The organism is Pseudomonas sp. S1_G07 (genome assembly GCF_054668565.1).
The window spans coordinates 3,430,662-3,453,433 of sequence record NZ_CP162778.1 but is presented as its reverse complement, the minus strand read 5'-3'; the positions used below and the strand labels follow the sequence as shown (position 1 = coordinate 3,453,433).

The 22,772-nt window shown below is 62.0% G+C and carries 27 protein-coding genes and 1 pseudogene; 10 read left to right on the top strand and 18 right to left on the bottom strand.

The window, feature by feature from the left end:
* Positions 1 to 32 precede the first annotated feature (32 nt).
* Positions 33 to 806 (bottom strand): L-iditol 2-dehydrogenase, encoded by a 774-nt coding sequence (locus tag AB4O05_RS15990; RefSeq protein WP_460136660.1) that lies wholly within the window; start codon positions 804 to 806, stop codon positions 33 to 35.
* 288 nt (positions 807 to 1,094) lie between these two features.
* On the opposite strand from AB4O05_RS15990, the gene AB4O05_RS15985 reads away from it, so the two are divergent.
* From AB4O05_RS15985 to AB4O05_RS15975, 3 genes are all read left to right on the top strand, one after another.
* Positions 1,095 to 2,033 (top strand): AraC family transcriptional regulator, encoded by a 939-nt coding sequence (locus tag AB4O05_RS15985; protein WP_460136661.1) that lies wholly within the window; start codon positions 1,095 to 1,097, stop codon positions 2,031 to 2,033.
* A 155-nt stretch (positions 2,034 to 2,188) separates the two neighbouring features.
* The gene (locus tag AB4O05_RS15980; protein WP_460136662.1) at positions 2,189 to 3,136 is read left to right on the top strand and encodes a nucleoside-specific channel-forming protein Tsx; all 948 of its coding nucleotides are present in this window, start codon (positions 2,189 to 2,191) and stop codon (positions 3,134 to 3,136) included.
* A 14-nt stretch (positions 3,137 to 3,150) separates the two neighbouring features.
* Positions 3,151 to 4,179 (top strand): purine-nucleoside phosphorylase, encoded by a 1,029-nt coding sequence (locus AB4O05_RS15975; protein ID WP_460136663.1) that lies wholly within the window; start codon positions 3,151 to 3,153, stop codon positions 4,177 to 4,179.
* A 9-nt stretch (positions 4,180 to 4,188) separates the two neighbouring features.
* On the opposite strand, the gene AB4O05_RS15970 is transcribed toward AB4O05_RS15975, so the two are convergent.
* From AB4O05_RS15970 to AB4O05_RS15960, 3 genes are all read right to left on the bottom strand, one after another.
* Positions 4,189 to 5,148, bottom strand: coding sequence for a quinone oxidoreductase family protein (locus tag AB4O05_RS15970; RefSeq protein ID WP_460136664.1), 960 nt, complete (start codon positions 5,146 to 5,148; stop codon positions 4,189 to 4,191).
* A 28-nt stretch (positions 5,149 to 5,176) separates the two neighbouring features.
* Entirely contained in the window at positions 5,177 to 5,350 is a 174-nt protein-coding gene (locus AB4O05_RS15965) for a DUF1427 family protein (RefSeq protein WP_460136665.1), read from the bottom strand.
* Positions 5,351 to 5,439: 89 nt separating this feature from the next.
* Positions 5,440 to 6,204 carry an AraC family transcriptional regulator gene (locus AB4O05_RS15960; RefSeq protein ID WP_460136666.1) on the bottom strand — a complete coding sequence of 255 codons (765 nt, stop codon included), beginning with the start codon at positions 6,202 to 6,204 and terminating at the stop codon, positions 5,440 to 5,442.
* 116 nt (positions 6,205 to 6,320) lie between these two features.
* Between AB4O05_RS15960 and AB4O05_RS15955 the strand changes: the two genes are divergently transcribed.
* Together AB4O05_RS15955 and AB4O05_RS15950 are read left to right on the top strand one after the other, a co-directional pair.
* Positions 6,321 to 6,563 carry a DUF6555 family protein gene (locus AB4O05_RS15955; RefSeq protein ID WP_460136667.1) on the top strand — a complete coding sequence of 81 codons (243 nt, stop codon included), beginning with the start codon at positions 6,321 to 6,323 and terminating at the stop codon, positions 6,561 to 6,563.
* Between the two features lie 16 nt (positions 6,564 to 6,579).
* On the top strand, positions 6,580 to 6,852 hold the full coding sequence (locus AB4O05_RS15950; RefSeq protein WP_460136668.1) for a hypothetical protein: 273 nt from the start codon (positions 6,580 to 6,582) through the stop codon (positions 6,850 to 6,852).
* Between the two features lie 45 nt (positions 6,853 to 6,897).
* Here AB4O05_RS15950 and AB4O05_RS15945 read toward each other — a convergent pair whose 3' ends face one another.
* The 3 genes from AB4O05_RS15945 to AB4O05_RS15935 all read right to left on the bottom strand — a co-directional run bounded on the left by AB4O05_RS15945 (position 6,898) and on the right by AB4O05_RS15935 (position 8,110).
* Entirely contained in the window at positions 6,898 to 7,068 is a 171-nt protein-coding gene (locus tag AB4O05_RS15945) for a metallothionein (protein WP_460136669.1), read from the bottom strand.
* Between the two features lie 96 nt (positions 7,069 to 7,164).
* A complete protein-coding gene (locus AB4O05_RS15940; protein WP_460136670.1) occupies positions 7,165 to 7,617 on the bottom strand; it encodes a DMT family transporter in 453 nt (150 codons plus the stop codon).
* A 4-nt stretch (positions 7,618 to 7,621) separates the two neighbouring features.
* Positions 7,622 to 8,110, bottom strand: coding sequence for a DMT family transporter (locus tag AB4O05_RS15935; RefSeq protein ID WP_460136671.1), 489 nt, complete (start codon positions 8,108 to 8,110; stop codon positions 7,622 to 7,624).
* 118 nt (positions 8,111 to 8,228) lie between these two features.
* Here AB4O05_RS15935 and AB4O05_RS15930 point away from each other — a divergent pair, with 118 nt between their 5' ends.
* From AB4O05_RS15930 to AB4O05_RS15920, 3 genes are all read left to right on the top strand, one after another.
* Complete coding sequence (locus tag AB4O05_RS15930) at positions 8,229 to 9,161, top strand: LysR family transcriptional regulator (protein ID WP_460136672.1); 933 nt, start codon at positions 8,229 to 8,231, stop codon at positions 9,159 to 9,161.
* A 147-nt stretch (positions 9,162 to 9,308) separates the two neighbouring features.
* Positions 9,309 to 9,626: a type II toxin-antitoxin system Phd/YefM family antitoxin gene (locus tag AB4O05_RS15925; protein WP_460137571.1), complete on the top strand. Its 318-nt coding sequence runs from the start codon at positions 9,309 to 9,311 to the stop codon at positions 9,624 to 9,626.
* Positions 9,626 to 10,003, top strand: a complete 378-nt coding sequence (locus AB4O05_RS15920; protein WP_460136673.1) for a type II toxin-antitoxin system VapC family toxin — start codon at positions 9,626 to 9,628, stop codon at positions 10,001 to 10,003. The genes AB4O05_RS15925 and AB4O05_RS15920 overlap by 1 nt, the downstream gene beginning before the upstream one ends.
* 26 nt (positions 10,004 to 10,029) lie before the next feature.
* Here AB4O05_RS15920 and AB4O05_RS15915 read toward each other — a convergent pair whose 3' ends face one another.
* Together AB4O05_RS15915 and AB4O05_RS15910 are read right to left on the bottom strand one after the other, a co-directional pair.
* The gene (locus AB4O05_RS15915) at positions 10,030 to 11,349 is read right to left on the bottom strand and encodes an Nramp family divalent metal transporter (RefSeq protein ID WP_460136674.1); all 1,320 of its coding nucleotides are present in this window, start codon (positions 11,347 to 11,349) and stop codon (positions 10,030 to 10,032) included.
* Between the two features lie 41 nt (positions 11,350 to 11,390).
* The gene (locus AB4O05_RS15910; RefSeq protein ID WP_460136675.1) at positions 11,391 to 12,944 is read right to left on the bottom strand and encodes a DUF726 domain-containing protein; all 1,554 of its coding nucleotides are present in this window, start codon (positions 12,942 to 12,944) and stop codon (positions 11,391 to 11,393) included.
* Between the two features lie 263 nt (positions 12,945 to 13,207).
* Here AB4O05_RS15910 and AB4O05_RS15905 point away from each other — a divergent pair, with 263 nt between their 5' ends.
* Both AB4O05_RS15905 and AB4O05_RS15900 read left to right on the top strand, forming a co-directional pair.
* Positions 13,208 to 15,016 carry a monovalent cation:proton antiporter-2 (CPA2) family protein gene (locus tag AB4O05_RS15905; protein WP_460136676.1) on the top strand — a complete coding sequence of 603 codons (1,809 nt, stop codon included), beginning with the start codon at positions 13,208 to 13,210 and terminating at the stop codon, positions 15,014 to 15,016.
* 73 nt (positions 15,017 to 15,089) lie between these two features.
* Entirely contained in the window at positions 15,090 to 15,644 is a 555-nt protein-coding gene (locus AB4O05_RS15900; protein ID WP_460136677.1) for a DcrB/PsbP domain-containing protein, read from the top strand.
* Positions 15,645 to 15,785: 141 nt separating this feature from the next.
* Here the strand turns inward: AB4O05_RS15900 and AB4O05_RS15895 are convergent, their stop codons facing one another.
* The 9 genes and pseudogenes from AB4O05_RS15895 to AB4O05_RS15855 all read right to left on the bottom strand — a co-directional run bounded on the left by AB4O05_RS15895 (position 15,786) and on the right by AB4O05_RS15855 (position 22,764).
* The gene (locus AB4O05_RS15895) at positions 15,786 to 16,505 is read right to left on the bottom strand and encodes an alpha/beta hydrolase (protein WP_460136678.1); all 720 of its coding nucleotides are present in this window, start codon (positions 16,503 to 16,505) and stop codon (positions 15,786 to 15,788) included.
* An 11-nt stretch (positions 16,506 to 16,516) separates the two neighbouring features.
* On the bottom strand, positions 16,517 to 17,272 hold the full coding sequence (gene cobF, locus AB4O05_RS15890) for a precorrin-6A synthase (deacetylating) (protein WP_460136679.1): 756 nt from the start codon (positions 17,270 to 17,272) through the stop codon (positions 16,517 to 16,519).
* Positions 17,269 to 17,355: pseudogene (locus AB4O05_RS15885) on the bottom strand (hypothetical protein); the annotation flags it as partial. The pseudogene AB4O05_RS15885 and the gene cobF, both read right to left, overlap by 4 nt.
* Complete coding sequence (locus AB4O05_RS15880; protein WP_460136680.1) at positions 17,318 to 17,872, bottom strand: histidine phosphatase family protein; 555 nt, start codon at positions 17,870 to 17,872, stop codon at positions 17,318 to 17,320. The gene AB4O05_RS15880 and the pseudogene AB4O05_RS15885, both read right to left, overlap by 38 nt.
* A gap of 90 nt (positions 17,873 to 17,962) precedes the next feature.
* Positions 17,963 to 18,940 carry a LysR family transcriptional regulator gene (locus tag AB4O05_RS15875; RefSeq protein WP_460136681.1) on the bottom strand — a complete coding sequence of 326 codons (978 nt, stop codon included), beginning with the start codon at positions 18,938 to 18,940 and terminating at the stop codon, positions 17,963 to 17,965.
* Positions 18,941 to 18,992: 52 nt separating this feature from the next.
* On the bottom strand, positions 18,993 to 19,934 hold the full coding sequence (locus AB4O05_RS15870; RefSeq protein WP_460164746.1) for a peptidylprolyl isomerase: 942 nt from the start codon (positions 19,932 to 19,934) through the stop codon (positions 18,993 to 18,995).
* Positions 19,931 to 20,398 (bottom strand): YbjN domain-containing protein, encoded by a 468-nt coding sequence (locus AB4O05_RS15865; RefSeq protein WP_460136682.1) that lies wholly within the window; start codon positions 20,396 to 20,398, stop codon positions 19,931 to 19,933. Before AB4O05_RS15865 ends, AB4O05_RS15870 begins: the two co-directional genes overlap by 4 nt.
* Before the next feature lie 20 nt (positions 20,399 to 20,418).
* Positions 20,419 to 21,045, bottom strand: coding sequence for a DNA repair protein (locus AB4O05_RS15860; RefSeq protein ID WP_460136683.1), 627 nt, complete (start codon positions 21,043 to 21,045; stop codon positions 20,419 to 20,421).
* An 18-nt stretch (positions 21,046 to 21,063) separates the two neighbouring features.
* On the bottom strand, positions 21,064 to 22,764 hold the full coding sequence (locus tag AB4O05_RS15855; RefSeq protein ID WP_460136684.1) for a putative porin: 1,701 nt from the start codon (positions 22,762 to 22,764) through the stop codon (positions 21,064 to 21,066).
* Between the last annotated feature and the right edge of the window lie 8 nt (positions 22,765 to 22,772).

Genomic DNA, 22,772 nt, shown 5'->3' with positions numbered 1-22,772 from the left:
CCGCTCTCACACTTTTTGCTCGATGCGAGCCTCTAGTTCATCCAGTTGCCGCCATCCACGTTATAGGTCTGCGCCACCACGTAATCAGCCTCTTTGGACGCGAGGAAGATCGCCATCCCGGTCAGATCCTGCGCCGTCCCCATCCGCCCAAACGGCACCTCAGCGCCTACCCGCTGTTTCTTCTCGCCCGGCGCCAGCCCTTCATGCCTGGCAAACAGCGCATCCACCCCGTCCCAATGCTCACCGTCCACCACCCCCGGGGCGATGGCATTGACGTTGATGCCTTGCTTGATCAGGTTGAGCCCCGCCGATTGGGTGAGGCTGATCACCGCCGCCTTGGTCGCGCAGTACACCGCCACCAAGGGCTCGCCGCGCCGCCCGGCCTGGCTGGCCATGTTGATGATCTTGCCGCCATGGCCCTGGCGGATCATCTGCCGGGCGGCGGCCTGCAAGGTGAACAGCGTGCCGGCAACGTTGATCGAGAACAGCCGCTCGAAGCTGTCGCGGGTGATGTCGACAATCGGCGCCAGGTCGAACAGGGCGGCGTTGTTGATCAGGATATCCAGCTTGCCGGCATGGGCGACCACGGCGGCAATCGCGCTGTCGATAGAGGCCTGGTCGGTGACGTCCATCGCCACCGCGTAGGCCTGGGGGCCCAGCTCGGCGGCCGTGTCCTGGGCGCGTTGCTGGTTGATATCGGCGATGGCGACGGTGGCGCCTTCAGCGATATACGCCTGGGCAAACGCGCGGCCGATTCCGCGCGCCGATCCGGTGATCAGCGCGCTTTTACCTTCGAGTCGTTTCATGAGGATGTCCTGTAAAAATCATTTCGGGTAGCCAGCGCGTTTAATTTCACGCTCGGTGGTGGACTGGCGCGTGTCCAATAGCGGTTTCTACCCATTGTTTTTTGTTGTTGAGCGCCGATTACAGCAGCTTGGCCAGCCCCCCACAAACGAATGACGAATGCCCCGGTGGTACTTTTTTAACCGCCGCGCCAGGATCAAAAAAGTATCAGTGCCAGACAAAATCGGGGGTAGCGCCTGACGACCCGGCCCGCGTATTTTGGTGAGACCCAACGAAAAAGAGGCGGCACCATGCCCGTCAACCGCGCCAAACTGTTCGAGCACCGCCCTGCCGAACTCGAAGTGATCCTGCCCGAGCCGGAGCACTGCTTTCGCTGGTTCGAACACGACTACCCCTACGACCTGGCGCGCTGGAACCACCACCCCGAATTTGAGATCCACCTGATCCGCCAAGGCAGCGGCAAGTTGGTGGCGGGCGACTATATCGGCGCGTTCAGCGCCGGCCATGTCGCGCTGATCGGGCCAGACCTGCCCCACGACTGGATCGGCGAACTGGCCCCCGGCGAACACTTGGCCGGCCGCGATGTGGTACTGCAATTCGACGGTGCTACCCTCCTCGCCCTGCGCAAGACCCTGCCGGAACTGGGCGATGTACAACAGTTGTTCGAACAGGCCCGGCGCGGCCTGGAGTTTACCGGCGACACGGCGATACAGGCCGCGCGCTTGCTGGAAGCCATCGGCCCGGCCCGCGGCCTGCAGCGGCTGATCCTGTTCCTGCAACTGCTCGACACCCTGAAGAACGCCCCGTCGCCGCAGGTCAAGGCGCTGGCCAGCGCCTGCTATGCCCCCACCCTGGACGCGCGCAGCGCCGAGCGGATCAACAAGGCTTTCGACTATCTGATGCGCGAACTCACGGGCGACCTGCGCCTGTCGGTGATTGCCCGGCAACTGGAGATGAGCGAGCCGGGCTTCTCGCGGTTCTTCAAGCGCAACACCGGCCACGGCTTTATCGACCTGATGCGCAAGTTCCGCGTACAGCGCGCGTGCCGGTTATTGCTGCAAAGTGATCGATCGGTGGCGGATATCTGCTTTGAGGTGGGCTACGCCAACCTGTCCAACTTCAACCGGCACTTTCGCATCGAAATGAACCAGACACCGAGCGAATACCGCCGCGAAACCGCGATACACCTGTTCAATCGCAGCGAAAAAATGACACCCAGTCATTTCTGATCAAAAGGTCGACTATTCCTGCATTTTTCCATGGTATTCAAGCTATTAAGCAAAGTTGGTACAGCCTGTGCAAAATGTTTGCGGTATGAACTTGGCAACCCAGTTCATCAGCCCCGAAGCATCGGGTTCAAACCGCGTACGAATAAGGACTTTCAATGCACCCCACCTCAAAGCCTCGTGCTTGCTTTGGTGTTTCCTTGCTACTGGCTGCCGTTACGGGAGTACTCAGCGCACCCATTTTGGCGCAGGAAGCATCCGCCGATGACTCAGCACAGGGCGAAACCCTGAGCCCCGAAGCCAACCCGGCGAAAAAAGGCGTCTATCTGTCGCAATGGTTCAACCAGGACCTGACGCTGATCGGCAGCAAAGACATCAGCTTCGGCCCCAAGCCGTCCGACGACATCTACCTGGAATACGAGTACTTCGGCCGCAAGGGGCCCTTCGAGTTGTACGGCTATATCGATGTGCCGAAGATCCTCGGCATCGGTAATAGAAATGACAAAGGCGTGTGGGACCATGGCTCACCGGTGTTCATGGAGCATGAGCCGCGTATCTCCATCGACTACCTGGCCGGCCGCAGTTTGGCCATCGGCCCGTTCAAGGAATGGTATGTGGCGTTCGACTGGATCTACGACCACGGCAGCAACCAGGACAACCGCGCCAACACCCTGTACAGCGGCCTGGGCACCGACATCGACACTCACTCGCGGGTCAACCTGTCGGCCAACTTCTACGGGCGTTACCAGTGGGAAAACTACGGCGCCAGCAACGAATATTCCTGGGACGGTTACCGCGCACAGATGAAGTACATCGTGCCCATCGGTAAATTCGATAACGGTGCCTCGCTGACCTACATCGGCTTCACCAACTACGATTTCGGCTCGGACCTGCACAAGGACAACCCGGCACGTACCGCCAATTCCCTGGTGGCAACCAACGTGTTGCTATACGCCTTCACCCACCTGCGCTTCACCCTGGTCGGCCGTTACTTCCATAACGGCGGCAATTGGGAGGATGGCAGCGAGCTGAATTTCGGTGACGGCAACTTCCGCGCGCGCTCCGACGGCTGGGGTTACTACGCCGGCATGGGCTACCAATTCTGATCAAGGAGCAAGAGATGAATACCTTTACTCGTCTGTCGATGGCCGTCGGCCTGGCCCTGCTGCCGCACGTGGTACTGGCCGATACCCCGGCACCGATCAAACCCAAGGTGATGCTGATCACCATGTTCGCGCCCGAGGCGCAAACCTGGATCGATCGCCTGCAACTTACGCAGCAAGTGCGGGTGCCGGGCCTGTCCGCCGAATACCCGGTGATTCGCTGCAACACCCAGGCCGTGTGCCTGCTGGTGACCGGCATGGGCCAGACCAACGCGGCCGCCTCCACCCTGGCGCTGGCCTTGTCGCCCAAGTTCGACCTGCGCCAGAGCTATTTCCTGGTCGCCGGCATCGCCGGTATCAGCCCCAAGCACGGCACCCTCGGCACCGCCGCGTGGGCGCATTACCTGGTGGAATTCGGTACCCAATGGGAGCTGGATTCGCGGGATGCGCCCAAGGACTGGCCAACCGGTTATCTGGGCATCAACACCAAGGGGCCCAACGAGAAGCCGCCGCTGGACTACAAGACCGAAGTGTTCGAGCTCAATCCCAAGCTGCAAGCCAAGGCGTTTGCCCTGTCGCAGAAAGCCCAACTCACCGAGAGCGAGGCGTCCGCGGCCTGGCGCAAGCACTACCCCGCCGCGCCCGCCAACCAGCCGCCGCAGGTCACCCGCTGCGATACCCTGGCGGGCAACACCTGGTTCTCCGGCACGCGCCTGAGTCAGCGTGCCGAGGTCTGGACCCGATTGCTCACCGACAACAAAGGCGAGTACTGCACCACCCAGCAGGAAGACAACTCCACCTATGAAGCCCTGTTGCGCGCCAGCCGCGAAGGCCTGGTGGATATCCAGCGCCTGGCGGTGGTGCGTGCCGGTTCCGATTTCGATCGCCCTTACCCAGGCTACAGCGAGGTGGACAACCTGCTCAAATATGCGGACCAGGGCGGGTTCGTGCCCGCCTTGGAGAACCTGTACCGCACCGCAAATCCGTTGGTACAGGCGATCCTGAACAACTGGTCGGCCTGGGAAAAAGGCGTTCCCGAGGCATGACCGATGGCGTCAAGGCACCAGGATGATCTTGTCCGCACTGCCTTGATTCACCTCCTCGTAGCCACTCACGCCATCGGCCAGCGCCACTTCGCGCAGGCCGGTCGGCAACGGCAGCGAGCCTTCATCAAAGAAACGCCCGAACTGCTCCAGCATCACCGCGCACTGTTCGCAGTTGTAGAGCAATGAATTGATCCCCACTACCGAGCCGCCCTTGCGGTAGAGCGCCAGGGCCGGCAGTTGCACGTGGCCGTCCATCGGCGCGGCGATGATTGCGATGCGACCGAACGGCGCCAGGCCGGCCACGGCGGCGGGCAACCAGAAACCGGTGGTGTCGAAGACCACATCGGCGCCGCCCTTGAATACCGCATTGACCTGCGCGCCCAAGTCTTCCGGCGTGCCCAGGGCAATCGCTTCAACACCTTGCGCCTGCAACACCTGGACCTGATCGACCTTGCGTACCGCCGCCAGCACTTGGGCGCCACGGATTTTCGCCAGGGCCAAGGCCGCGCTGCCGACCGCGCCATTGGCGCCAATCACCAGCAACCGCGTGCCTGCGCCCACCCCGCTACGCTCCAGCGCATCCCAGGCGGTGGTGTACGGCACGCCAAGGCTGGCCGCCTGGGCAAAGCTCAAATGCGTGGGTTTATGGGCCACGCCCTTGGCCGACACGGTCAGGTATTGGGCGTGGGAACCGTCGGCGAAAAAGCCCAGGTCGCGACCGGTGCCCCAAACGTCGCGGCCCAGCAGTTGCTGCGGGCCTTCAACGACCACACCGGCAAAGTCACGGCCGGGAACACGTGGCAGCGTGGTGTAGGGGAAGCGACCGAGCACATTCTTTATATCGCTGGGGTTCAGGCCGGCAGCCTTGATCTGTACCAGCACCTCACCGGCGGCCGGCACCGGGGTGGGCATGTCGACGAAGCGCAGGGCAGTGAGGTCGCCGGTGGCAGAAAATTGCAGGGCTTTCATAGGCAGCATCCATCGCAGGGAAAAGGAATCAAGACAACCAACCGCTGACCCACAGTCGCCCCATCGGCCAAAGCTGTTCGCCGAGCAACATGCCCATCAGACCGACGAGAGCGATGGCGGGTGGCGCCGGCGAGCGAAAGTCCAGCGCGCCATAGATCAGGCCGACAAACAGGCCAATCGCGAGGGAAATCAGGTAGTTCATAGGGGCTGCACCGTGTGGGTTGATAGGCTCAGTGTAGGGAGCCCATCGCGGCAGCATCGGCCAACTGCTTCAGGATTTCGGCCAAACCCTCAGCCTCGGTATTGCGAGGGCGCCACCCCAAGTTCGCGGCGAAACATGTCGCTGAAGCTGCTGGGCGAATAGCCCAGCGAACGGGCAATACCGCTGACCGACTGGCCCTGGATCAACGCCGCCACTGCCGTGGCCAGTTGCACCTGCCGGCGCCATTCGGCAAAGCCCATGCCCAGATGGCTTTGGAACATTCTGGCCAAGGTGCGCACGCTGGCCCCCGCCGCTTCGGCGTGTTGCTCAAACGGGATCTCCAGGGATGGCTCGGCCATGACCGCCTGGCAGGCGCTGATCAGGCGACGGTCGGCCGCCACCGGCAGGGCGATACGGATCTGCGAGCGGCGCGCACGTTGCAATTCCAGCAGCGCGAGGCCGACCACCGCGTCGTAGTAGGTCACATCAGCGCTGTCGCCCTGCTCCACCAAGGTCACGATCAGCTCGCGCAGCAACCCACTCACGTCGATCACCTGCACCTGATCGTCCAGCGTCGCAGCCAGGGCCGGGCGCAGGTAGATATTGCGCATTTGCAAATCCGAGACCACGCGAATCCCATGCTCCACCCCCGGCGGCAGCCACACCGCACGCTGCGGCGGCACCACCAACGCTTCGCGCGGTGTCTCCACCCACATCACGCCGCTCATGGCGTAGAGCAATTGACCCCAGTCATGGCTATGGGGCTCCACATACCACCCACGCGCGTAGGTACGCGCCAAGGGTTGCACGGGGACGGCATGATCCGTCAGGTCGGGGGGCGCGGCCAGGGCCATAGGGGGCACGTCAATTGAGGATAAGACGCCATGGTAATGACCACCGCTCGACAATCCGAGTGAATTTTTACAGGCCCAGGGGATCACTTGCTTACACCACGAGGGTTGATGGGCCAATGAATAACGCAAAACTGTTTGTGATCGACTACACCCTGCATGGCGAAGCGAAGTCATTCATTATCCGCCTGGAAAAGCTCGATATTGCCGAAGCCTGGCATTGGGCAAGCTGTGACGCCGGCGTCGGCCGTATCGGCCGTTTCGCCCGCGAGCAGATCAAGAAGACCAGCCAGGAACAGGCCGAGAAGTTCGGCATAAAAAACCTGCAATGGCGCCGCTCGGACGTGCGGGCGCAGGCTTGATCAAGGAGTGATAACCATGACGTTACCCGAGCAGATCCACGGCAAGGCGTGGATCGATTACACCCAGGACACGTTGTTTGGGCCACTGGCCAAGCACGTGGAGTGCCAGGTGAGCTTGCAACAAAAGCCAGGATGGCTGGTGCTGAAGGTGTTCCAGCCGTTGCCGGAGGACCTGCACGACGCGCAGACCGTGGTGTTGGCATTGGCGGGCCGGCGAACCAGTGGGGTGGTAAAAGATTGCCAGCGCCTGGCCGACCACAGCCTTCGGCTGGAGCTGGAAACCCAATAAATCCCGCGATGGGGGCCGGCCATACCGGCCCCCTACGTAATACCTTCAGCCGTGAGCCGATTTGTCGCACTCACAGCCTGTCGGCGCGGCGCAAGGCTCGCCGTGGGCGTGATGTTCCGCACACCCCTGGCAGCAATAGCCTTTACCGTCTTTCATCACCGCATCGACACCCAGTACACATTTGCAGTGTGGGCAGGCACAGGTTGGATCTGGCATGTTCAGGCTCCTTCTTCAGGGTTCATGGTCGTCCCGGTGCGGCAATGGCCGGCACCTTAAACAGTGACTGCGGGGCCATGCAGATCGTTCAAACCATCAGTCGGTGCGTGTGTTGCTGCGGTACATGAACACCAGCGCCAAGGCCAGGCAGAGCATCGCCACAATGCGACTGCCGGACAACTCGATGGCCGGGTTGCCCAGCCAACCGAAATTGTCGATCAGCATGCCCATGGCCAACTGCCCCGTGATCACCGCGACGGTGGCGACTGCCGTGCCAACCACCGGTACCGCGCCGACCATCACCATCATGTACACCACACCGAACAGCGCGCCGGTCAGTTGCCACTTGGGCACATCCAACAGGCTCACCGCCTGGGCCGGCTCGAAGAAGAAAATCAGCAGGGCCGTCACGAGGGCGCCTACCGCAAAGGTCACCAGGCTACTGCGCAGCACCCCCACCGTTTGGCCAAGCCGACCATTGATTGCCGCTTGCACACTCAATACCGCACCCGCGGCGACCACCACGACCAACAACAGAATCAGATTCATCGCATTACCCTCGTGCAATCAAAACAAGCGCCGCCACAATCAACGCCAAAGCAATCCAGCGCTCGCCATTGACCCGCTTGCGCGCCGTGCCGAACCAGCCGAAGTGGTCGATCAACACGCTCTTGCCAACCTGCCCGGACAGAATCGCGATCATGGTCATGGCGATACCGATGTGGGGTGTAGCCAGGGTCAGCACCACCACGTAGATCGGCCCCAGGAAGCCGCCGATCAACTGCCAGCGCGGCAGGTCGGTGAGCGCCGGGCCCTTTTGCGGGCCGCTGAACAGCAACAGCAAAACCAGAATCGCCGAACCGACGCCAAAGATGCTCAAGGTCGCCCACAAATGTCCGACCTGCTCCCCCAGCGGCCCGAGCAAACCCGCCTCCACCGACAAGCCCATGCCGGCCAGGATCACCAGCGGCAACAGCAGCAACCGCAGCACGTTATTTTTCGGCGTGGCTTGCGTCACACCCTCGATAGAACTGGCCCGCATACATCACCTGCGCTTTAACAAAGGATTGGATGGCACGCATTATCCGATGGCCGTCCTGTGCGATAAATGGGAGCATGCAGACAACACCTTTGCGCAAAACGCACAGCCTGGAGCCATGATGCAGGGTTTGAATGAATTGAGTTTCAAGGCGCTGCGCCTGTTCGTCGCGGTGCTGGACCACAGCAGCTTTTCCGAAGTGGCACGCCGTGAAGGGCTTGCGCCCTCGTCGATCTCGCGGCAGATCCAACTGATGGAACAGGCCCTGGGCCAGCAGTTGCTCTATCGCCACACGCGGGCGGTGAGCCCGACCGAGGCCGGACGCCTGCTGGGACGGCATGCGCGCCTGATGCTCGAACAACTGGAAGCCGCAGGCCAGGCACTGCAGGAGCAGGAAAGCGAACCCAGCGGCCTGGTGCGCGTCAATGCACCGATGGTATTCGGCCAGCGCCATCTGTCACCCTGGCTGGGGGAGTTGTGCCGGCGCTACCCGAAGCTGCAGCTGGATATCCAGCAAACCGATACCTACGTCGACCCGCTGCAAGACGGCACCGACCTGCTGTTTCGCATCGGCGTACTCAACGACTCCAGCATGCAGGCACGCATCTTCGCGCCCCAGCGCTTTCGCATCGCCGCCAGCCCCGCCTACCTGGCCAGATACGGCACGCCCACGCACCCCGACCAACTGAGCAACCACCAGTGCCTGGCCTACAAAGGCGTTACCGGCCAGCAGCGCTGGTTCTTCCGCCGCGGCCAGGGCGATTGGACGCCCTACAGCGTCAAAGGCCCGATCACCGGCAACCACGCCGACACCCTCACCCACGCCGCCGAGCAAGGCCTGGGGCTGGTGGTGTTCCCGTCCTGGTTGATCGGCGAAAGCCTGCGTGCGGGCACCCTGCAGGCGGTGCTGACGGAGTACGAGGTCGCGACCACGCTGGAGCCGCAGCAGATTGCGGCGTTATGGCCGGGGAGCCGGCGCTTGTCGCTGAAGGTGCGCACGGTGATCGATTACTTTGTGGCGTGTTTTGGTGAAGTCCCCTATTGGGATCGATGAGGACATTTCCTGCTGGTAGAAGTAGGTTCGTTCTGATTTTTCGAGCCACTATTTTTTAGCTCTATGCGTTAGGGCAGGCTTTGGCACTGTCTTTTTTGGAGAGTTGCCATGGTTTTCACCTACAAAAAACAATCACGTTCAGCACGCATGGCTGCAACCAGCGGTCGGGCTGTTTTTGATAGCGCGCGGAGTTTTGGCTATATTTGGCCAAAATATGGGGGAAACCACATGATTACCGTGCCCTTGGGTGAAGCAAAAAATAATCTGTCAAAACTGGTCGATGAGGCTGCCGCAGGCAACATCATCACTATCGCCAAGCACGGTCGTGCCATGGCCCAGCTCGTTCCCGTCGGGAAATCCACAGGCCGGCGCATTGGCGCCATGAAAGGCAAGCTTGTCATCCCACAAGATTTTGATGCGCCTTTGTCAGACGACGTGCTGGACGCGTTCGAGGGCAACGCTTGATGAGAGTGCTGCTGGACACCCATATCCTGCTGTGGGCACTCAGTGATGACCCCAGGCTATCCGGCAAAGCCCGAAAACTGATCGAGAATGCCGCAGAGGTTTACGTCAGCGCTGCAACATTCTGGGAGATGGCAATCAAGGTCGGCTTGGGGAAACTCACGGTGGATCTGGACGAAATCCGTGAGTACTGCCTGCACAGCGGTTTCGTCGAGCTACCCATCACGTCAGAACATGCGATTGCGGTAAAGGATCTCGAACATCATCACAGGGACCCTTTTGATCGGCTTATCGTAGCGACCGCCATGAGTGAGCCGATGAAGCTATTGACGGCCGATCCACAGCTTGCCCACTACACGTCCCTGGCCATCCTGGTGTAGCCCGCCAGTCATCCTCGGCCTTGGAGTCAGAACAACCACTGCCCGATCAACCACGCATTAGCGCCACTGATCAGCGCAAACAGAAACCACGCCAACATTCGGGTATGCAGGCGATTGACGAACGGTCCCATCAGTTGCTTATCGCCGGTCATGCGGATCAGCGGGTACAGCGCAAACGGCAGCTGCAGGCTGAGCACCACCTGGCTCAAGATCAGCAGCTTGCCAATGGCATCGTCGCCCATCAGCCACACCCCGACAAACGCTGGGATCAGCGCCAGCCCACGGGTGATCAGGCGGCGTTGCCAGCAGGGAATGCGCAGGTTCAGGTAGCCCTCCATGATCACTTGCCCGGCGATGGTGCCGGTAAAGGTCGAGCTTTGCCCGGACGCCAGCAAGGCGATACCAAACAGGATGCTGGCGAAAGCGCCGCCCACCAGCGGGTCGAGCAAGTGGTAGGCGTCCTGGATCTCCACCACGTCGGTGTGGCCGGACTTATGGAACGCGGCGGCAGCAAGCACCAGGATGGCGGCATTGACCAGCAGGGCCAGGGCCAATGAACCCACGGTGTCGATGCGCGCCAGCTTGACCGCATCCTGTTTGCTGGCCAGGTCTTTGCCGATCAGCCGGGTTTGCACGATCGAACTGTGCAGGTAGAGGTTATGAGGCATCACGGTGGCGCCCAGGATGCCAATGGCCAGGTACAGCGGCGCGGCATCGCTGATGGCCGACAGTGACGGCGTGAAGCCGCCGAACACATCCGGCCAGTAAGGCTTGATCAACACCAGTTCAATGAAGAAACACACGCCGATGGTTGCCACCAACGCCAGCATGATGGCTTCCAGGCGGCGGAAACCGCGATTTTGCAAGGCCAATACCAGCAACGTATCGAACGCGGTAATGATAATGCCGGTGGTCAGCGAAACGCCCAGCAATAGGTGAAACGCCAGGGCGCAACCGAGCACCTCGGCCAGGTCGGTGGCGATGATGGAAATTTCCGCCAGCACCCACTGGGTGCGCGCAGAACCTCTGCTGTAGCGCTCGCGGCACAGCTGCGCCAGGTCTTTGCCGGTGGCGATGCCCAGCCGTGAGCACAGGCACTGCACCACCATTCCCGCCAGGCTGGCGAGCAACACCACGAATAACAAGCTGTAGCCATAGCGCGAACCGGCTTCGATGGCGGTGGCCCAGTTGCCGGGGTCCATATAGCCGATGGACACCAGCAGGCCGGGGCCGGCGAACATCAAGGCGCGTTTGAAAAACGACGCCTTGGGATCAACGACGACGGAGCCGGCCACTTCCGGCGGGCAGAATGGAGCAGTAGCGATTTTTGGCAGGCTGAATTTCACACGGTATCCCAGGCAAACACACTCGACAGCGGCGCAGCTTATCAGTCGGACGCGACCGTACGCATCACCGTCTCCCGCGGCAAGTCAAACGCCTCCACCACGTTCACCACCAGGTCCAGTTCCTGGTTCAGCGCTTCCCGCTCAATACGCTGGCGGATCAACCCGATCACCAGCACCGCCAGGGTGGTGATCGAATACGCGGGGCCGGAAAACGCCCGCACACCCGTCACCAGCAGCATGGCCGCCGCCAACGCCTGGCCCACCACCGGGATCGCCGTGGCCGCACCACGGCGCAGGATAAACCCGGTCAGCCCCGCCAGGGCCGTACCGCTCAAGGCCGTGGTGGCCGAACGGGCGACATCGATGCGATTGAACACGCCCTGCTCTTTCTGCGCGGCCGCCTTGAGTTCGGCGTCGAATACCTGCCGGTCGGCGTTGCTGAGCTTGTCTTTGTATTGCTCGATGAGTTGTTCGGCGACCCGGGCTTCGATATCAGCCAGCGCAACGGTGTCGAGCGGCTCATCAAACTTGATCCCCAGGCGCTGCGCCACATCTTCGGCGATCTGGCGATAACCCACGCCATGACCGCGGGCCAGGTTCATAAAGGTATCGCCGCCCATGCGCTGCAACTCGATGGCCAGCTTGAGCGGCTCGCGTACCGTGGCATCAATCGATGCGCTGCGCTTTTGCGCCATCAACTCAGCGAGGAATTTCAACTCTTGCGGCCGCGCTTGCAGCAGCGCCGGGAACAATTCTGCGTCCTCCTCGGCAAAGCGCACCTCGCTGCTGCGCTGGTCGGCCCGGATCATGCCGCGCCGCTCGTGCAGCAGGTCGGTGTACTGCACCACCTTTTGCAACTGCGGCCAGTAGGCGGCGTGATCGAACGTGGCCAGGTGCACATTGCTGACCTTGGCCTTCAGCGCCGGGGTCACCGGGATCGCATAACGACCAATGCAGCGCTCGGTGTCCGGTTTCATGGCCAACGCCCAGTCCTTGCTGGAATGGCAGTTGATCACTCGGCCCTTGAGTGGCGCCGACACCTCATCCCAAGGGCTGGAGGTACAGATCGCCCCGCCCATCAGCAGCAGGTTGTCCAACGGCAGTTCCCGCGCGGTTTCAGGGCTGGCCAGCAGGCTCTTGACCAGGATTCGCGCGCCCAGGGAATGCCCGATCAGATTGATACGCCGCACCTGCAGCGACTCACCGTGCAGATAGCCAGCCAACTCCGGCAGCAAGCTCTTGGCCACTTCATCCACTCGCGCCTCGACGCTTTTGTAGTGATCGAGGAAATAAGCAATCGCCTTGCCCACGCCCACGGTAGCCGCGCCCACGCTGCCACCACCGAGCATCGCGCCGATCACTTCCTTGAAGGGCGCAAACAGGTTTTCCAGGAAGTGCCCCGCCGGCCAGAACAGCATCAGGTTGGTCGAACCTTCGATGCCGGCCAGCTGCGCCTTGAAATTGCCCAGTTGTTGCCGATTGAAAAACGCCGAATAACCGTGAACATAGAGATTGAGCACGTCTCCCTGGGGCTCGCCACACAGTACGAATGTGGGCTTACGGGTGCGGTGCATTTCATCCCACTGGTGCTGCATGGGGCGGTGACTCCTGATGGCGGGGGGGCAATAGTAACAAAGGGTGTGCAAAAGAAAGGTGAATCCTGACCGACGTCGCAGCAGGCTTAAAAAACTCGGCACTGTGCGGGCTTTGGCAACCGGTTCAACCAGCGAAATTGTTTGCACATTCATCCGAAACGGCGAGGCACTTCGCTGATATGCCGCAAAAACACAATTTTCAACCTGTAAAAAACGCTCTAATACGCCCCTGTTGATTGGTTTTAAAGATTCTGGAGTTCGCAATGCCCCATGAAGGCAACCTGTTACAAGCAGCCGTCGTGTTCCTGCTCGCCGCCGTGCTGACCGTGCCCCTGGCCAAGCGCCTGCAATTGGGCGCGGTGCTGGGCTATCTGTTCGCCGGTGTGATCATCGGCCCGTCGGTGCTGGGTTTGATTGGCAATCCGCAAAGCGTGGCGCAGTTCTCTGAGCTGGGAGTTGTGTTGCTGCTGTTTATCATCGGCCTGGAGCTGTCGCCCAAGCGTCTATGGGTGATGCGCAAGGCGGTGTTCGGTGTCGGCCTGGCCCAGGTGTTGCTGACCGGGTTGGTGATGGGCGCGGTGGCGCTCTGGGTATTTGGACAGGCCTGGAACAGCGCCATCGTGCTCGGCCTGGGCCTGGCGCTGTCGTCCACCGCGTTTGGCCTGCAAAGCCTGGCCGAACGCAAGGAGTTGAACCAGCCCCACGGTCGCCTGGCCTTTGCGATTCTGCTGTTCCAGGACATCGCCGCGATCCCGTTGATCGCCATGGTGCCATTGCTGGCCGGTAGCGATCACCCGACCACCGAAGCCCAAGGCCTGCAGCATGTTCTGCAGATCCTTGGCAGCATCGCCGTGGTCATCATCGGCGGGCGCTATTTGTTGCGGCCGGTGTTTCGTATTGTCGCCAAGACCGGCCTGCGCGAAGTGTCCACGGCCACGGCATTGCTGGTAGTGATCGGTACCGCCTGGCTGATGGAGCTGGTGGGCGTATCCATGGCCCTGGGCGCGTTTCTTGCCGGCCTGCTGCTGGCGGATTCGGAGTACCGCCACGAACTGGAATCCCAGATCGAACCGTTCAAGGGCCTGCTGCTGGGCCTGTTCTTCATCAGCGTGGGCATGGGCGCCAACCTCAGCCTGCTGCTCAGCTCGCCGCTGATCGTGATCGGCCTGACGTTGCTGCTGATCGGTTTGAAGCTGCCGTTGCTGTACGCGGTCGGCCGGCTGGTGGGCGACCTCAACCGCGAAAGCGCCCTGCGCCTGGGCGTGGTGCTGGCGGCCGGCGGTGAGTTCGCCTTCGTGGTGTTCAAGATCGGCCGCGACCAGGGCCTGTTCGAGCCCCAGCTGTACGACGTGCTGGTACTGACCATCACCCTGTCGATGGCGGTCACGCCGCTCTTGCTATTGGTGTGCCCGAAGCTGTTCAAGCCCAAGGTCAAGCCGATAGACGTGCCCGAGGAATACCGCGCCATCGAAAGCGATGCGCCGCGCGTGGTGATCGCCGGCATGGGCCGCATGGGGCAGATCGTGGCGCGGATCCTGCGCGCCCAGAACATCTCGTTCATCGCCCTCGACACCTCGGTGGAAACCATCGAGCTGACCCGCAGCTTCGGCGGCATGCCGGTGTTCTACGGTGACCCGCAACGCCCCGAGATCCTGCACGCGGCCAAGGTCGACCAGGCGGAGTTCTTCGTGATCGCCATGGACGACCCGGAAATCAACATCAGAACCGCCGAACTGGTGCGCAACCTCTACCCACACATGCAGATCATCGCCCGCGCGCGTAACCGCCAGCACGTGCACCGCCTGGTGGACCTGGACGCCTCGCCGGTCCGCGAAACCTTCTACTCCAGCCTGGAAATGAGCCGCCGCACCCTGGTCGGCCTGGGCTTGAGCCAGGCCCAGGCCGATGCCCGCATCACCCGCTTCAAGCACCATGACCAACAGGTGCTTGCCGCCCAGCACGCGGTGTACGACGACGCGGCCAAGGTGATGCAGACCGCCCAGGAAGCCCGTACCGAACTGGCGCGGCTGTTTGAGATGGATCGTCTCCAGGAAGAGTCCGACAAGGTGTAAGGCTGCAGATGAACGATTTTGCGAATTTTCTGACAGAATACTCCGCAATTTCGTTCATCACTGGAGCGCTTTCATGGCCACCCTCACCAAGACCGCTGTCCTGCTGGCCCTTGCGCTAACCGCCGGCAGCGTGTTCGCCGCCGCCAAGCCGACCACCCAGACCATCTCCACCCTGGGCGGCAAGTTCACCTTCAACCTGCCCAAGGCCTACGCCGCCGACACCCTGCCCGCCGGCAAGGCCGAGGATGGCGTTGCCGATACCCAAGGCACGATGTACGCCAACCCGACGACGAAAAGTGTGGTGATCGTCGCCGAAACCGTGCGTAACGATGGGGTCAAGATCGGGGACAATGACACGCAGTTCCTCGACGGCGCCGTCGCCGGTTTCGTCAAGGACCAAAGCGCCGCCCTGCCCGACTTCAAGAAGCAGAGCGAGAAAAAACTCACCTTCAAGGGCCTGGGGTTGCGCCAGGTGGACAGCACTGCCACCCAGGGCGGTGGCAAGACGTTGAACTCCACGTTCCTCGGCGGTTCGGGCAACCAGTTGGTGGTGATCCAGGCGATCTCGCGGGCGGATGATGTGAAGGGGCATGCTGAACTGGTGAAACAAATCACTGGCGGTAAGTAACCCGACTCAGAGACCAACAGAACTCGACTGTAGGAGCTGGCTTGCCTGCGATAGCAGTGGGTCAGACAACGCTGCATTGACAGACACAACGCCAGCGCAGGCAAGCCAGCGCCTACAGTTTGAGCGCATTCACCGCTGCATTCAGTGCAGGCTCTTCTCCAGCCAGGCTTTCAGGTCCTGCACTTCCGCCTCGCTGACGGTGTGGTTCATCCCCGGATAACCATGAAACTCGGGCGTGAGCCCCAACCCCAGCAACACCTCATTCGCCCGCGTCGCCGAGGCATACGGCAGCGCCTGGTCCAGAGTGCCATGGCCGATAAAGATCGCCAGCTTGTCCAACGCCTCATTCGGCTTGAGCTCGGCCTTGAGTACCGGCAACAGGCTACCGCTCAAGGCAGCGATGCCACGTACCCGCTGCGGGTCGCGCAGCGCCACCTCGTAGGACATGATCGCGCCCTGGCTGAAGCCCACCAGAAACACCCGATCACTTTGGGTGTGGTATTTGGCGGTGGCTTTCGCCACAAAATCCTTGATCAGCGCGGCGCTGCTCTGCAGATCGGCCGTCACGCCATCGTAATCGCCGTTACCCGGCGTCTTGGTAAACCAGCGAAAGCCATTGGGCTCCACCGGCATCGGCGCGCGCGCTGACAAATAGGTCCAAGTGGCAGGCAGCGCATCCTTGATGCCAAACAGGTCTTGCTCATTGCTGCCGAACCCGTGCAAAAAAATCACCAGCGGCTGGTTGCGCGTATCGTCCTGGGTCTGTTCCAGGTAGGCCAGCGGCAGGTCGGTGTGCAACTCGGAATCGGCATGTGCAGCACCGGCCACCAGGGCCAGCGCGAGGGCAAACAGTTTGAGCATGGGACGTTACCTCAGGGTTTACGCAACAAATAAGTGTCCATGATCCAGCCATTGGCCAGGCGCGCGGCCTTGCGCACCCGTTGGATGTCGTCAGCCACTTCGCTGACTTTACCGCTGATAAGAATTTCATCGGGAGTGCCCAGGTAAGCGCCCCAATAAATCTCCAGGCCCTGATCGGCCACGGTGCGATAGGAGTCTTCGGCATCCAGCATCACCACCAGGGTATCGGCATCGCTGGCCTGCCCTGCTGCCAACCGTCGGCCGGTGGTGATCTCGACTGACTTGCCGATGCGGTTCAACGCCACCTTATGCTGGGCCGCCAGGGCCTGCACGCTGGTGATGCCGGGGATCACTTCGAATTCGAACTCGCACCGGCCGCTGGCCAGGATCGCCTGCAGGATGCGGATGGTGCTGTCGTACAGCGCCGGGTCGCCCCAGGCCAGGAACGCGCCCACCTCGTCGTCGGCCATTTCCTCATTGATCATGCGCTCGAAGGTGGCCTGTTTGTCGCGGTTGAGGTCCTGCACGGCGGTGGTGTAGTCGATGTCACCGCGCACGCGCTCGGGGCAATCGGCCTCGACAAAGCGGTAGCCCGGCTCGGTGATATAGGTTTCGCAGATTTCGCGGCGCAGGTCGATCAGCTTGTCTTTGCTCTGGCCCTTGTCCATCAGAAAAAACACGTCGGTGCGGTTCAGCGCCTTCACGGCCTGCATCGTGATGTAGTCAGGGTTGCCGGCGCCAATGCCGATGATCAGGATGCGTTTCATGGGTTGCTCTCATTGCGGGGCATGGATTTTGCCATGTTCGAAGGGTCAGGCGTGAGTTTGCAGGCGCAGGCGCCACACGCTGTTGAAGCGCAGCTCGACGGCAGACAGCGGTTCGACGTCGATCAGGTAGAACATCGACACCGGACACTGCATCACGTAGAGCAGCGCCGCACGAATCACAAAGGGATGGGTGATGGCGACTACATGGCCAGGCTGGTCTTCGAGGGATTTCATCCACTGCACCACCCGCGCGCAGAGCTGCTCTACCGACTCACCACCGTGAGGCGCGCAGGTGCTGTCCGTGAGCCAGGCACTCAAGTGATCAGGCTCAACGTGCGCAATGTGCTGGCCTCTCCAGTCACCCAAGTCACCGGCGCGCAGGGCGTCCTCGATCACCGGGTGTGCGCCGAACAACCCCGCCGTCTGCCGGGCGCGCGCCTCGGGCCCGCACAGCAGGCGCAGTTTTTTCGGGTAACGGCCGGCCAGGGACAACGCCGCACCTTGCCAGTCCATCGCCACCGACTCGTCATCGGCAAAGCGCCCCTGTTTTTGCAGGGGCGTGGCGGCGTGGCAGATCAGGGTCAAACGGGTGGCCTGCATCGCAGGTCGCTCCAACACAAAAGACGAGGCCACCAAGACTGGCGCACTTGGCGCCATGACGCAACGCCTGGGGCAGATCCCACGGCAATGCTAGTCAAACCATTCCCGCCGCCCCTCAAACGTGTTGACGATCAGCTCGACAATCATCTGCACCGCCTCGGCCTGCCGCGTCTGCGCATTCACCGCCAGCCACACCTGGCGCTGCATGCTCTCGGCCAACAACCCCGGCAAGGCCACCAGGCCACGGTCGAAGCTGCTCATGTAGTGCGGCAGCAGGCCAATGCAGGCGCCGCAGCGGATCATCTCCAGCATCAGCGAATAGGCATGCACCTGCACCACCGCCGCCAGGCGCTGTTGCACCAATTGGTTCCACGGTTGCAAGGCATCGACCTGGGCGTCGGGGTGCCATTGCACCAGCATGTAGTCATCCAGGCCGTCGACACTGTCCGGGCGCGTGGTCAGCCGCGAGTAGCGCTTGGCGATATGCGGCAGATACTCCAGGCGCGCCAGGGCCCTGGGCGGGTCGATGGCAAAGCTTGGGCCAGGCTCCGCGCCATCGCTGTCCGACAGCCACAACACCACGTCCACGTCCACCGCTTGCAGGGTCAACTGACTGTCGATGGCGATGATTTCCAGACGCACGCTGGCGTTGCGGCGCAGCAAGGCGATCAGGTCGCGACCGAGGATGTCATGCAGGATCGGTTCGGCCACGGCCAGGCGTATCAGCGGCTGCTCCACCACCGGTAAACGCCGTTGATTGGCCAGGGCGATCAATTGCGCCTGCAATTGCTGGCCGTTGCGGCTGAGCACCAGGCCGTTGCCTTGGTAAGTGAACAGCGAATGACGCAGCTGTTCTTCCAGTTGCGCCAGGCGTTTGCGCAACAGCGTGGCCTTGATATTCAGGCTGCGCGCCGCCTGCATGAAGCAGCCACAGCGCGCACTCACCAGGAAGTAGCGCGCTACCTCCGGGTCGATGTCATGGGCCAGGGCCAGCCAGTGGCTGCGCAATTGGGCCGGCGCGCGATAGTGCGCAGGCTCCTGGGGAGCGGACGATTCCAGTAATGCCATGGGGAGACTCCCTGTCTTGTGGTCCTGTGCATCCGACGCGGGTAGACGCGTATTACTCCAACACCTTGTTCAACTCGGCACCGTCGATGCTCAAGGTCGCGGTATTGAGCATGCCTTCGAGGTAAGCCTTGGCGATCTGCTCCTGACGCTGGGCACGCAGGGCCTCGGTCAGGCGTTCACGCAGCTCGTCGAGGGTCGCGGTGCGCGCCGGTTGCTGGCCGATCAGCTTGAGTACATGAAACCCGGCCGCGCTTTGCACCGCGTCCGACACGCCGCCCACCTTGAGGCGCGATACCACCGCGCGCACCTCCGGCACCAGTTGCTGCAACGGCTGCAGACCCGAATCCCCCCCGCGCGCCGCGCTGTCCGGGTCCTGGGAAAACTGCGTGGCCAGGGCGGCAAACTCCCCCGGCGAGGCCTGGGCCTTGCGGCTCAATTCCTGGGCCTGGCGCCGCACGGTGTCGAGGGTTTGCGGGTCATTGACCGCGAGGAAAATCTGACCGACCCGGTACAACGGCGGCGTCACCCATTGGGCTTTGCCGCTGTCATAGGCCTGTTGCAACTCGGCGGCGCTGGGGTAATCGGCCGGCACCTGGCTGACCGAGAGCATGTAGTCACGGAACACGATCTGCTCGGTGGCGGCGCGGGTCTGTTGTTCCACTTCAGGGCGCTGGCGCCAGCCCTGGGCGTCGGCCTGTTCGAGCACGGCCTTTTGCGCCAGGCGCGAGCGAAGCCAGGTTTCCAGGGCGCCCCGGTTACCGCGCAATTGCTCGCGGGACTCGGGCGGCAGGCTGGCCAGCACGCTTTTGAGTTCCTGCAGGTCGATCTGCTGGTTGCCCAGGCGCGCCACCGCCGGGCCCGCCGGGGTGGTGACGGCCACTGGCGCCGGTTGTTGCGCGGCCACCGGGTCGCTGCCTGGGCGCAGGCTCAACGCTACGACCACCACCAGCAGGGCCAGCGCGCCTGCGCCGACCATCAAGGTTGGTTTTTTCACAGCGCCGGGGCCTCTTCCGCCGTTTCTACAGACTGCGCCTGCAACTGCGCCGCCTGCTGGCTGTATTCACGCAGGTAAACGATGAACTCCTGCAGCAGGCGGTCCCACAGTTCCAGCTGACTGCGCAGGTGCGTGGCGCCGACGCCGGCCACTACCACGTCCATTTCCATCAGCAAAAACTCGCCCTGCACCGACAACCGTGCAAAGCGCCGCGACGCATTCCACACCTGGGCCAGGCCCTCGGGCAATTGGCCCTGTACCCGCAGGGCGCAACTGTAGGTGAAGTCCACGTAAGCGCCCTGCTCCGCCGCCGGGTTGCCGAAGCGCACGGCAAAGCCGATGCCCTGGCTGGCGCTGAGCAACTGCACGATGCCGTTCTGTTCGCTCTGGTTAACCCGATAACCGGCTTCCTGCAACAGCTCGGTAAGGCTCTGGACGGTCACGCTGGTGATCAATTCGTTCATGGCGATCTCTTCCTTGTCTATCAATGATTGGCGGTTGCCTGGGGCGCGTCGAAACGGCTCTTGTACAAATCGTCGCCAAAGCCCTGGGCCAGTTCCTCGAACTTGACCCGCGCACTGTTGGCGAAGGGCTGGCGAATACTCATCACCTCGGCCACATCGATTTTTTCGTAGGCCGCGAGCAACTGCCGGGCCACGCCATACATCTGTTGATTCTTGACTGAACATTGCTGCACTTGTGTGTCACGTTCACTCAACTTGGCCTGGAGCACGGCACGTTCAGCCTCTTTGCCCTTGGCCAGCACCAGCAGTTCGTCATAGGCCTTCTTGAACTTGCCGATCTGCTCGTTACTCGCCGCCACCTGGGCTTGCGCCTGGCTGTGCAAGCTCTGTTGCTGGCCCGCCAGTTGCTCGGCCACGCCACGGGCTTTTTCCAGCTCAGCCGTCAATTGTTTGATCTGCGCCTGGGCCTGCTTGGCCTGGTTTTCCGCGGCCAAGCGTGCGGCACTGGCCTGGGCCTGCTCGCTTTGCAGCGTCTGCAATTGCTGGGTGGTGCTGCGCAGTTGGGTGCGCAGGCGCTCCTCCATGCCTTCGGCCGAAGCGCCCGTGGCAACCAGCAGCAACAACAGCCCGCCTATTCGAATGTTCATGGGGCATCTCCCTGCGCATCAGAAGCGCGTGTTGAGTTCCAGTTGCATCACATCGACGTCAAACCGCTTGCCGTACACTGCGGACGCGTTCAACCAGCGCGCACTGGCGTAGATGTTCTTGTCGATGCCGTAGTTGCCGCCGATGAAGTAGCCCTTGGCATTAGTGCCACCCAGGTGGAACGATGAGTCGTTGAAGCCGTCGGGCAAGGCGTCGGGCTGGATGTATTTGTAGCCGGCCAACACGTTCCAGTCGCCGCGCTTGCGCATCTCCAGCGCGCTGCCGAGGGTGAACGACACCATCAGCGCATTACCGCCACTTTCAAACTCGCCCTTGCTGTTGAGGTTGTTGACGATCTGGCCTTCGCTGCGCTTGAGCATCTCGCTCTCGTCGTAGGCCAGGTTGTGGATGAAGTTGCCCTGGCTGCGCAGTTTCAGGTCGCTGGGCAACTCGGTGTCCCAGACCGCGTTGAGGTCCAGCACATTGAACTTGGAGGCCAGACCGACATATTGCGGCTCCGGCGTGGTGCCAGGTGTAGCCGGGTTCGGCGTGATGTTGCGCAGGTTGAATACGCTGTTGCCCTTTTGCATAAAGGCCGCGCGCGTGCCATCGGTGTCGCAGCCCGCCGCGCCGGCCCAGGGCGAGCAAGGGCTGGAGCGCTCACCTTCAATGTCCTGGAACTGGTAATAGGCAGCGGCAAGTTTGAGTGTGTTGCTGCGGTTGATCTTCCAGTCCGCGCCAATCTGCCCGCCAAACAGCCATTTGGTATTGCTGTCTTCCTTATCGACGCCGTTGCTGCTGGCGGTATCGGAGGTGTATTCGACCGGGAATGCGCCGAGGGTACCGAACAGGCCCCACTCGCTGTTGAGGCGGTGGTTGAAAATCGCCGCCACGCCGTCGAAGTTGAGGTCGTTGGAATACATCATGTCGGTGGAATAGAACGGATTGGCGATACGCCCGGCGGTCAACGTCATGTAGTCGGTGGTTTTCCAGCTCAGGTAACCCTGATCGAGCCAGATGTCCTTTTTGCCAAAGCCGCCGCCCAGGGTCTGGGTGGTGGACACCGGGTTATTGTCGGAGCCGGTGGCGATGCGAATGCCGGCGGTCCATTCCGGCGAAATCACCGCTTTCATGCCCAGGCGGGCACGCAGGCGAAACAGGTTTTCACGGTCTTCGCGGGTGTTGAGCAAGGGCGGAAACCGGGTATTGGAGTTGGGGTTGACGTCATAGGGGCCCGAATCGTTGAGCTTGGCGTAGTCGGTGATGGTGTCGTCGTTCTTGCCCGAGAAATAGCGCGATTCGTCGCGCAAACGGATATCGCCATCAAAGCTGATGCGCGAGATCCAGTCGGGGAAGGTATTGGGTTGGGCCCAGTTTTCCTTCTTCGCGGTGGACATGACCTCGGCTTTGACCTGGTCGCGGATCTGATCGCGCACCGCCTGCGGCACGTACTGCACGCGCACATCGCCGGGCGCGGTCGCCGGGCCGCTGGCAACCGCCGGCGCAGCGTTGGCCTGGCGGGCCTGCTGGGCTTCCTTTTCGGCCTGGGCGATCAGGCCATTGGCGGTGTCCTGGGTGAGCACACCCTGTTGCACCAGCAGGCGGATCAGGTTGATGGTGACGTTTTCCGAGGGGGCAACCGGGGCAGCCGCCGCCTGGCCGACCAGGGTCGCGATGACCATGCCAACCGCCAGGGTCAGTCGATTCACGGGGGAAATCATGTGTACGC

Bases quoted from the DNA above. Each gene is read 5' to 3' on its own strand.
- AB4O05_RS15955 (WP_460136667.1), top strand. From the start codon at position 6,321: ATGAATAACGCAAAACTGTTTGTGATCGACTACACCCTGCATGGCGAA.
- cobF (WP_460136679.1), bottom strand. From the start codon at position 17,272: ATGAAACGCATCCTGATCATCGGCATTGGCGCCGGCAACCCTGACTAC.
- AB4O05_RS15860 (WP_460136683.1), bottom strand. From the start codon at position 21,045: ATGAACATTCGAATAGGCGGGCTGTTGTTGCTGCTGGTTGCCACGGGC.
- AB4O05_RS15930 (WP_460136672.1), top strand. From the start codon at position 8,229: ATGCAGGGTTTGAATGAATTGAGTTTCAAGGCGCTGCGCCTGTTCGTC.
- AB4O05_RS15875 (WP_460136681.1), bottom strand. From the start codon at position 18,940: ATGGCATTACTGGAATCGTCCGCTCCCCAGGAGCCTGCGCACTATCGC.
- AB4O05_RS15920 (WP_460136673.1), top strand. From the start codon at position 9,626: ATGAGAGTGCTGCTGGACACCCATATCCTGCTGTGGGCACTCAGTGAT.
- AB4O05_RS15935 (WP_460136671.1), bottom strand. From the start codon at position 8,110: ATGCGGGCCAGTTCTATCGAGGGTGTGACGCAAGCCACGCCGAAAAAT.
- AB4O05_RS15855 (WP_460136684.1), bottom strand. From the start codon at position 22,764: ATGATTTCCCCCGTGAATCGACTGACCCTGGCGGTTGGCATGGTCATC.
- AB4O05_RS15880 (WP_460136680.1), bottom strand. From the start codon at position 17,872: ATGCAGGCCACCCGTTTGACCCTGATCTGCCACGCCGCCACGCCCCTG.
- AB4O05_RS15945 (WP_460136669.1), bottom strand. From the start codon at position 7,068: ATGCCAGATCCAACCTGTGCCTGCCCACACTGCAAATGTGTACTGGGT.
- AB4O05_RS15950 (WP_460136668.1), top strand. From the start codon at position 6,580: ATGACGTTACCCGAGCAGATCCACGGCAAGGCGTGGATCGATTACACC.
- AB4O05_RS15990 (WP_460136660.1), bottom strand. From the start codon at position 806: ATGAAACGACTCGAAGGTAAAAGCGCGCTGATCACCGGATCGGCGCGC.
- AB4O05_RS15895 (WP_460136678.1), bottom strand. From the start codon at position 16,505: ATGCTCAAACTGTTTGCCCTCGCGCTGGCCCTGGTGGCCGGTGCTGCA.
- AB4O05_RS15960 (WP_460136666.1), bottom strand. From the start codon at position 6,204: ATGGCCCTGGCCGCGCCCCCCGACCTGACGGATCATGCCGTCCCCGTG.
- AB4O05_RS15905 (WP_460136676.1), top strand. From the start codon at position 13,208: ATGCCCCATGAAGGCAACCTGTTACAAGCAGCCGTCGTGTTCCTGCTC.
- AB4O05_RS15900 (WP_460136677.1), top strand. From the start codon at position 15,090: ATGGCCACCCTCACCAAGACCGCTGTCCTGCTGGCCCTTGCGCTAACC.
- AB4O05_RS15985 (WP_460136661.1), top strand. From the start codon at position 1,095: ATGCCCGTCAACCGCGCCAAACTGTTCGAGCACCGCCCTGCCGAACTC.
- AB4O05_RS15925 (WP_460137571.1), top strand. From the start codon at position 9,309: ATGGCTGCAACCAGCGGTCGGGCTGTTTTTGATAGCGCGCGGAGTTTT.
- AB4O05_RS15980 (WP_460136662.1), top strand. From the start codon at position 2,189: ATGCACCCCACCTCAAAGCCTCGTGCTTGCTTTGGTGTTTCCTTGCTA.
- AB4O05_RS15970 (WP_460136664.1), bottom strand. From the start codon at position 5,148: ATGAAAGCCCTGCAATTTTCTGCCACCGGCGACCTCACTGCCCTGCGC.
- AB4O05_RS15965 (WP_460136665.1), bottom strand. From the start codon at position 5,350: ATGAACTACCTGATTTCCCTCGCGATTGGCCTGTTTGTCGGCCTGATC.
- AB4O05_RS15940 (WP_460136670.1), bottom strand. From the start codon at position 7,617: ATGAATCTGATTCTGTTGTTGGTCGTGGTGGTCGCCGCGGGTGCGGTA.
- AB4O05_RS15910 (WP_460136675.1), bottom strand. From the start codon at position 12,944: ATGCAGCACCAGTGGGATGAAATGCACCGCACCCGTAAGCCCACATTC.
- AB4O05_RS15865 (WP_460136682.1), bottom strand. From the start codon at position 20,398: ATGAACGAATTGATCACCAGCGTGACCGTCCAGAGCCTTACCGAGCTG.
- AB4O05_RS15975 (WP_460136663.1), top strand. From the start codon at position 3,151: ATGAATACCTTTACTCGTCTGTCGATGGCCGTCGGCCTGGCCCTGCTG.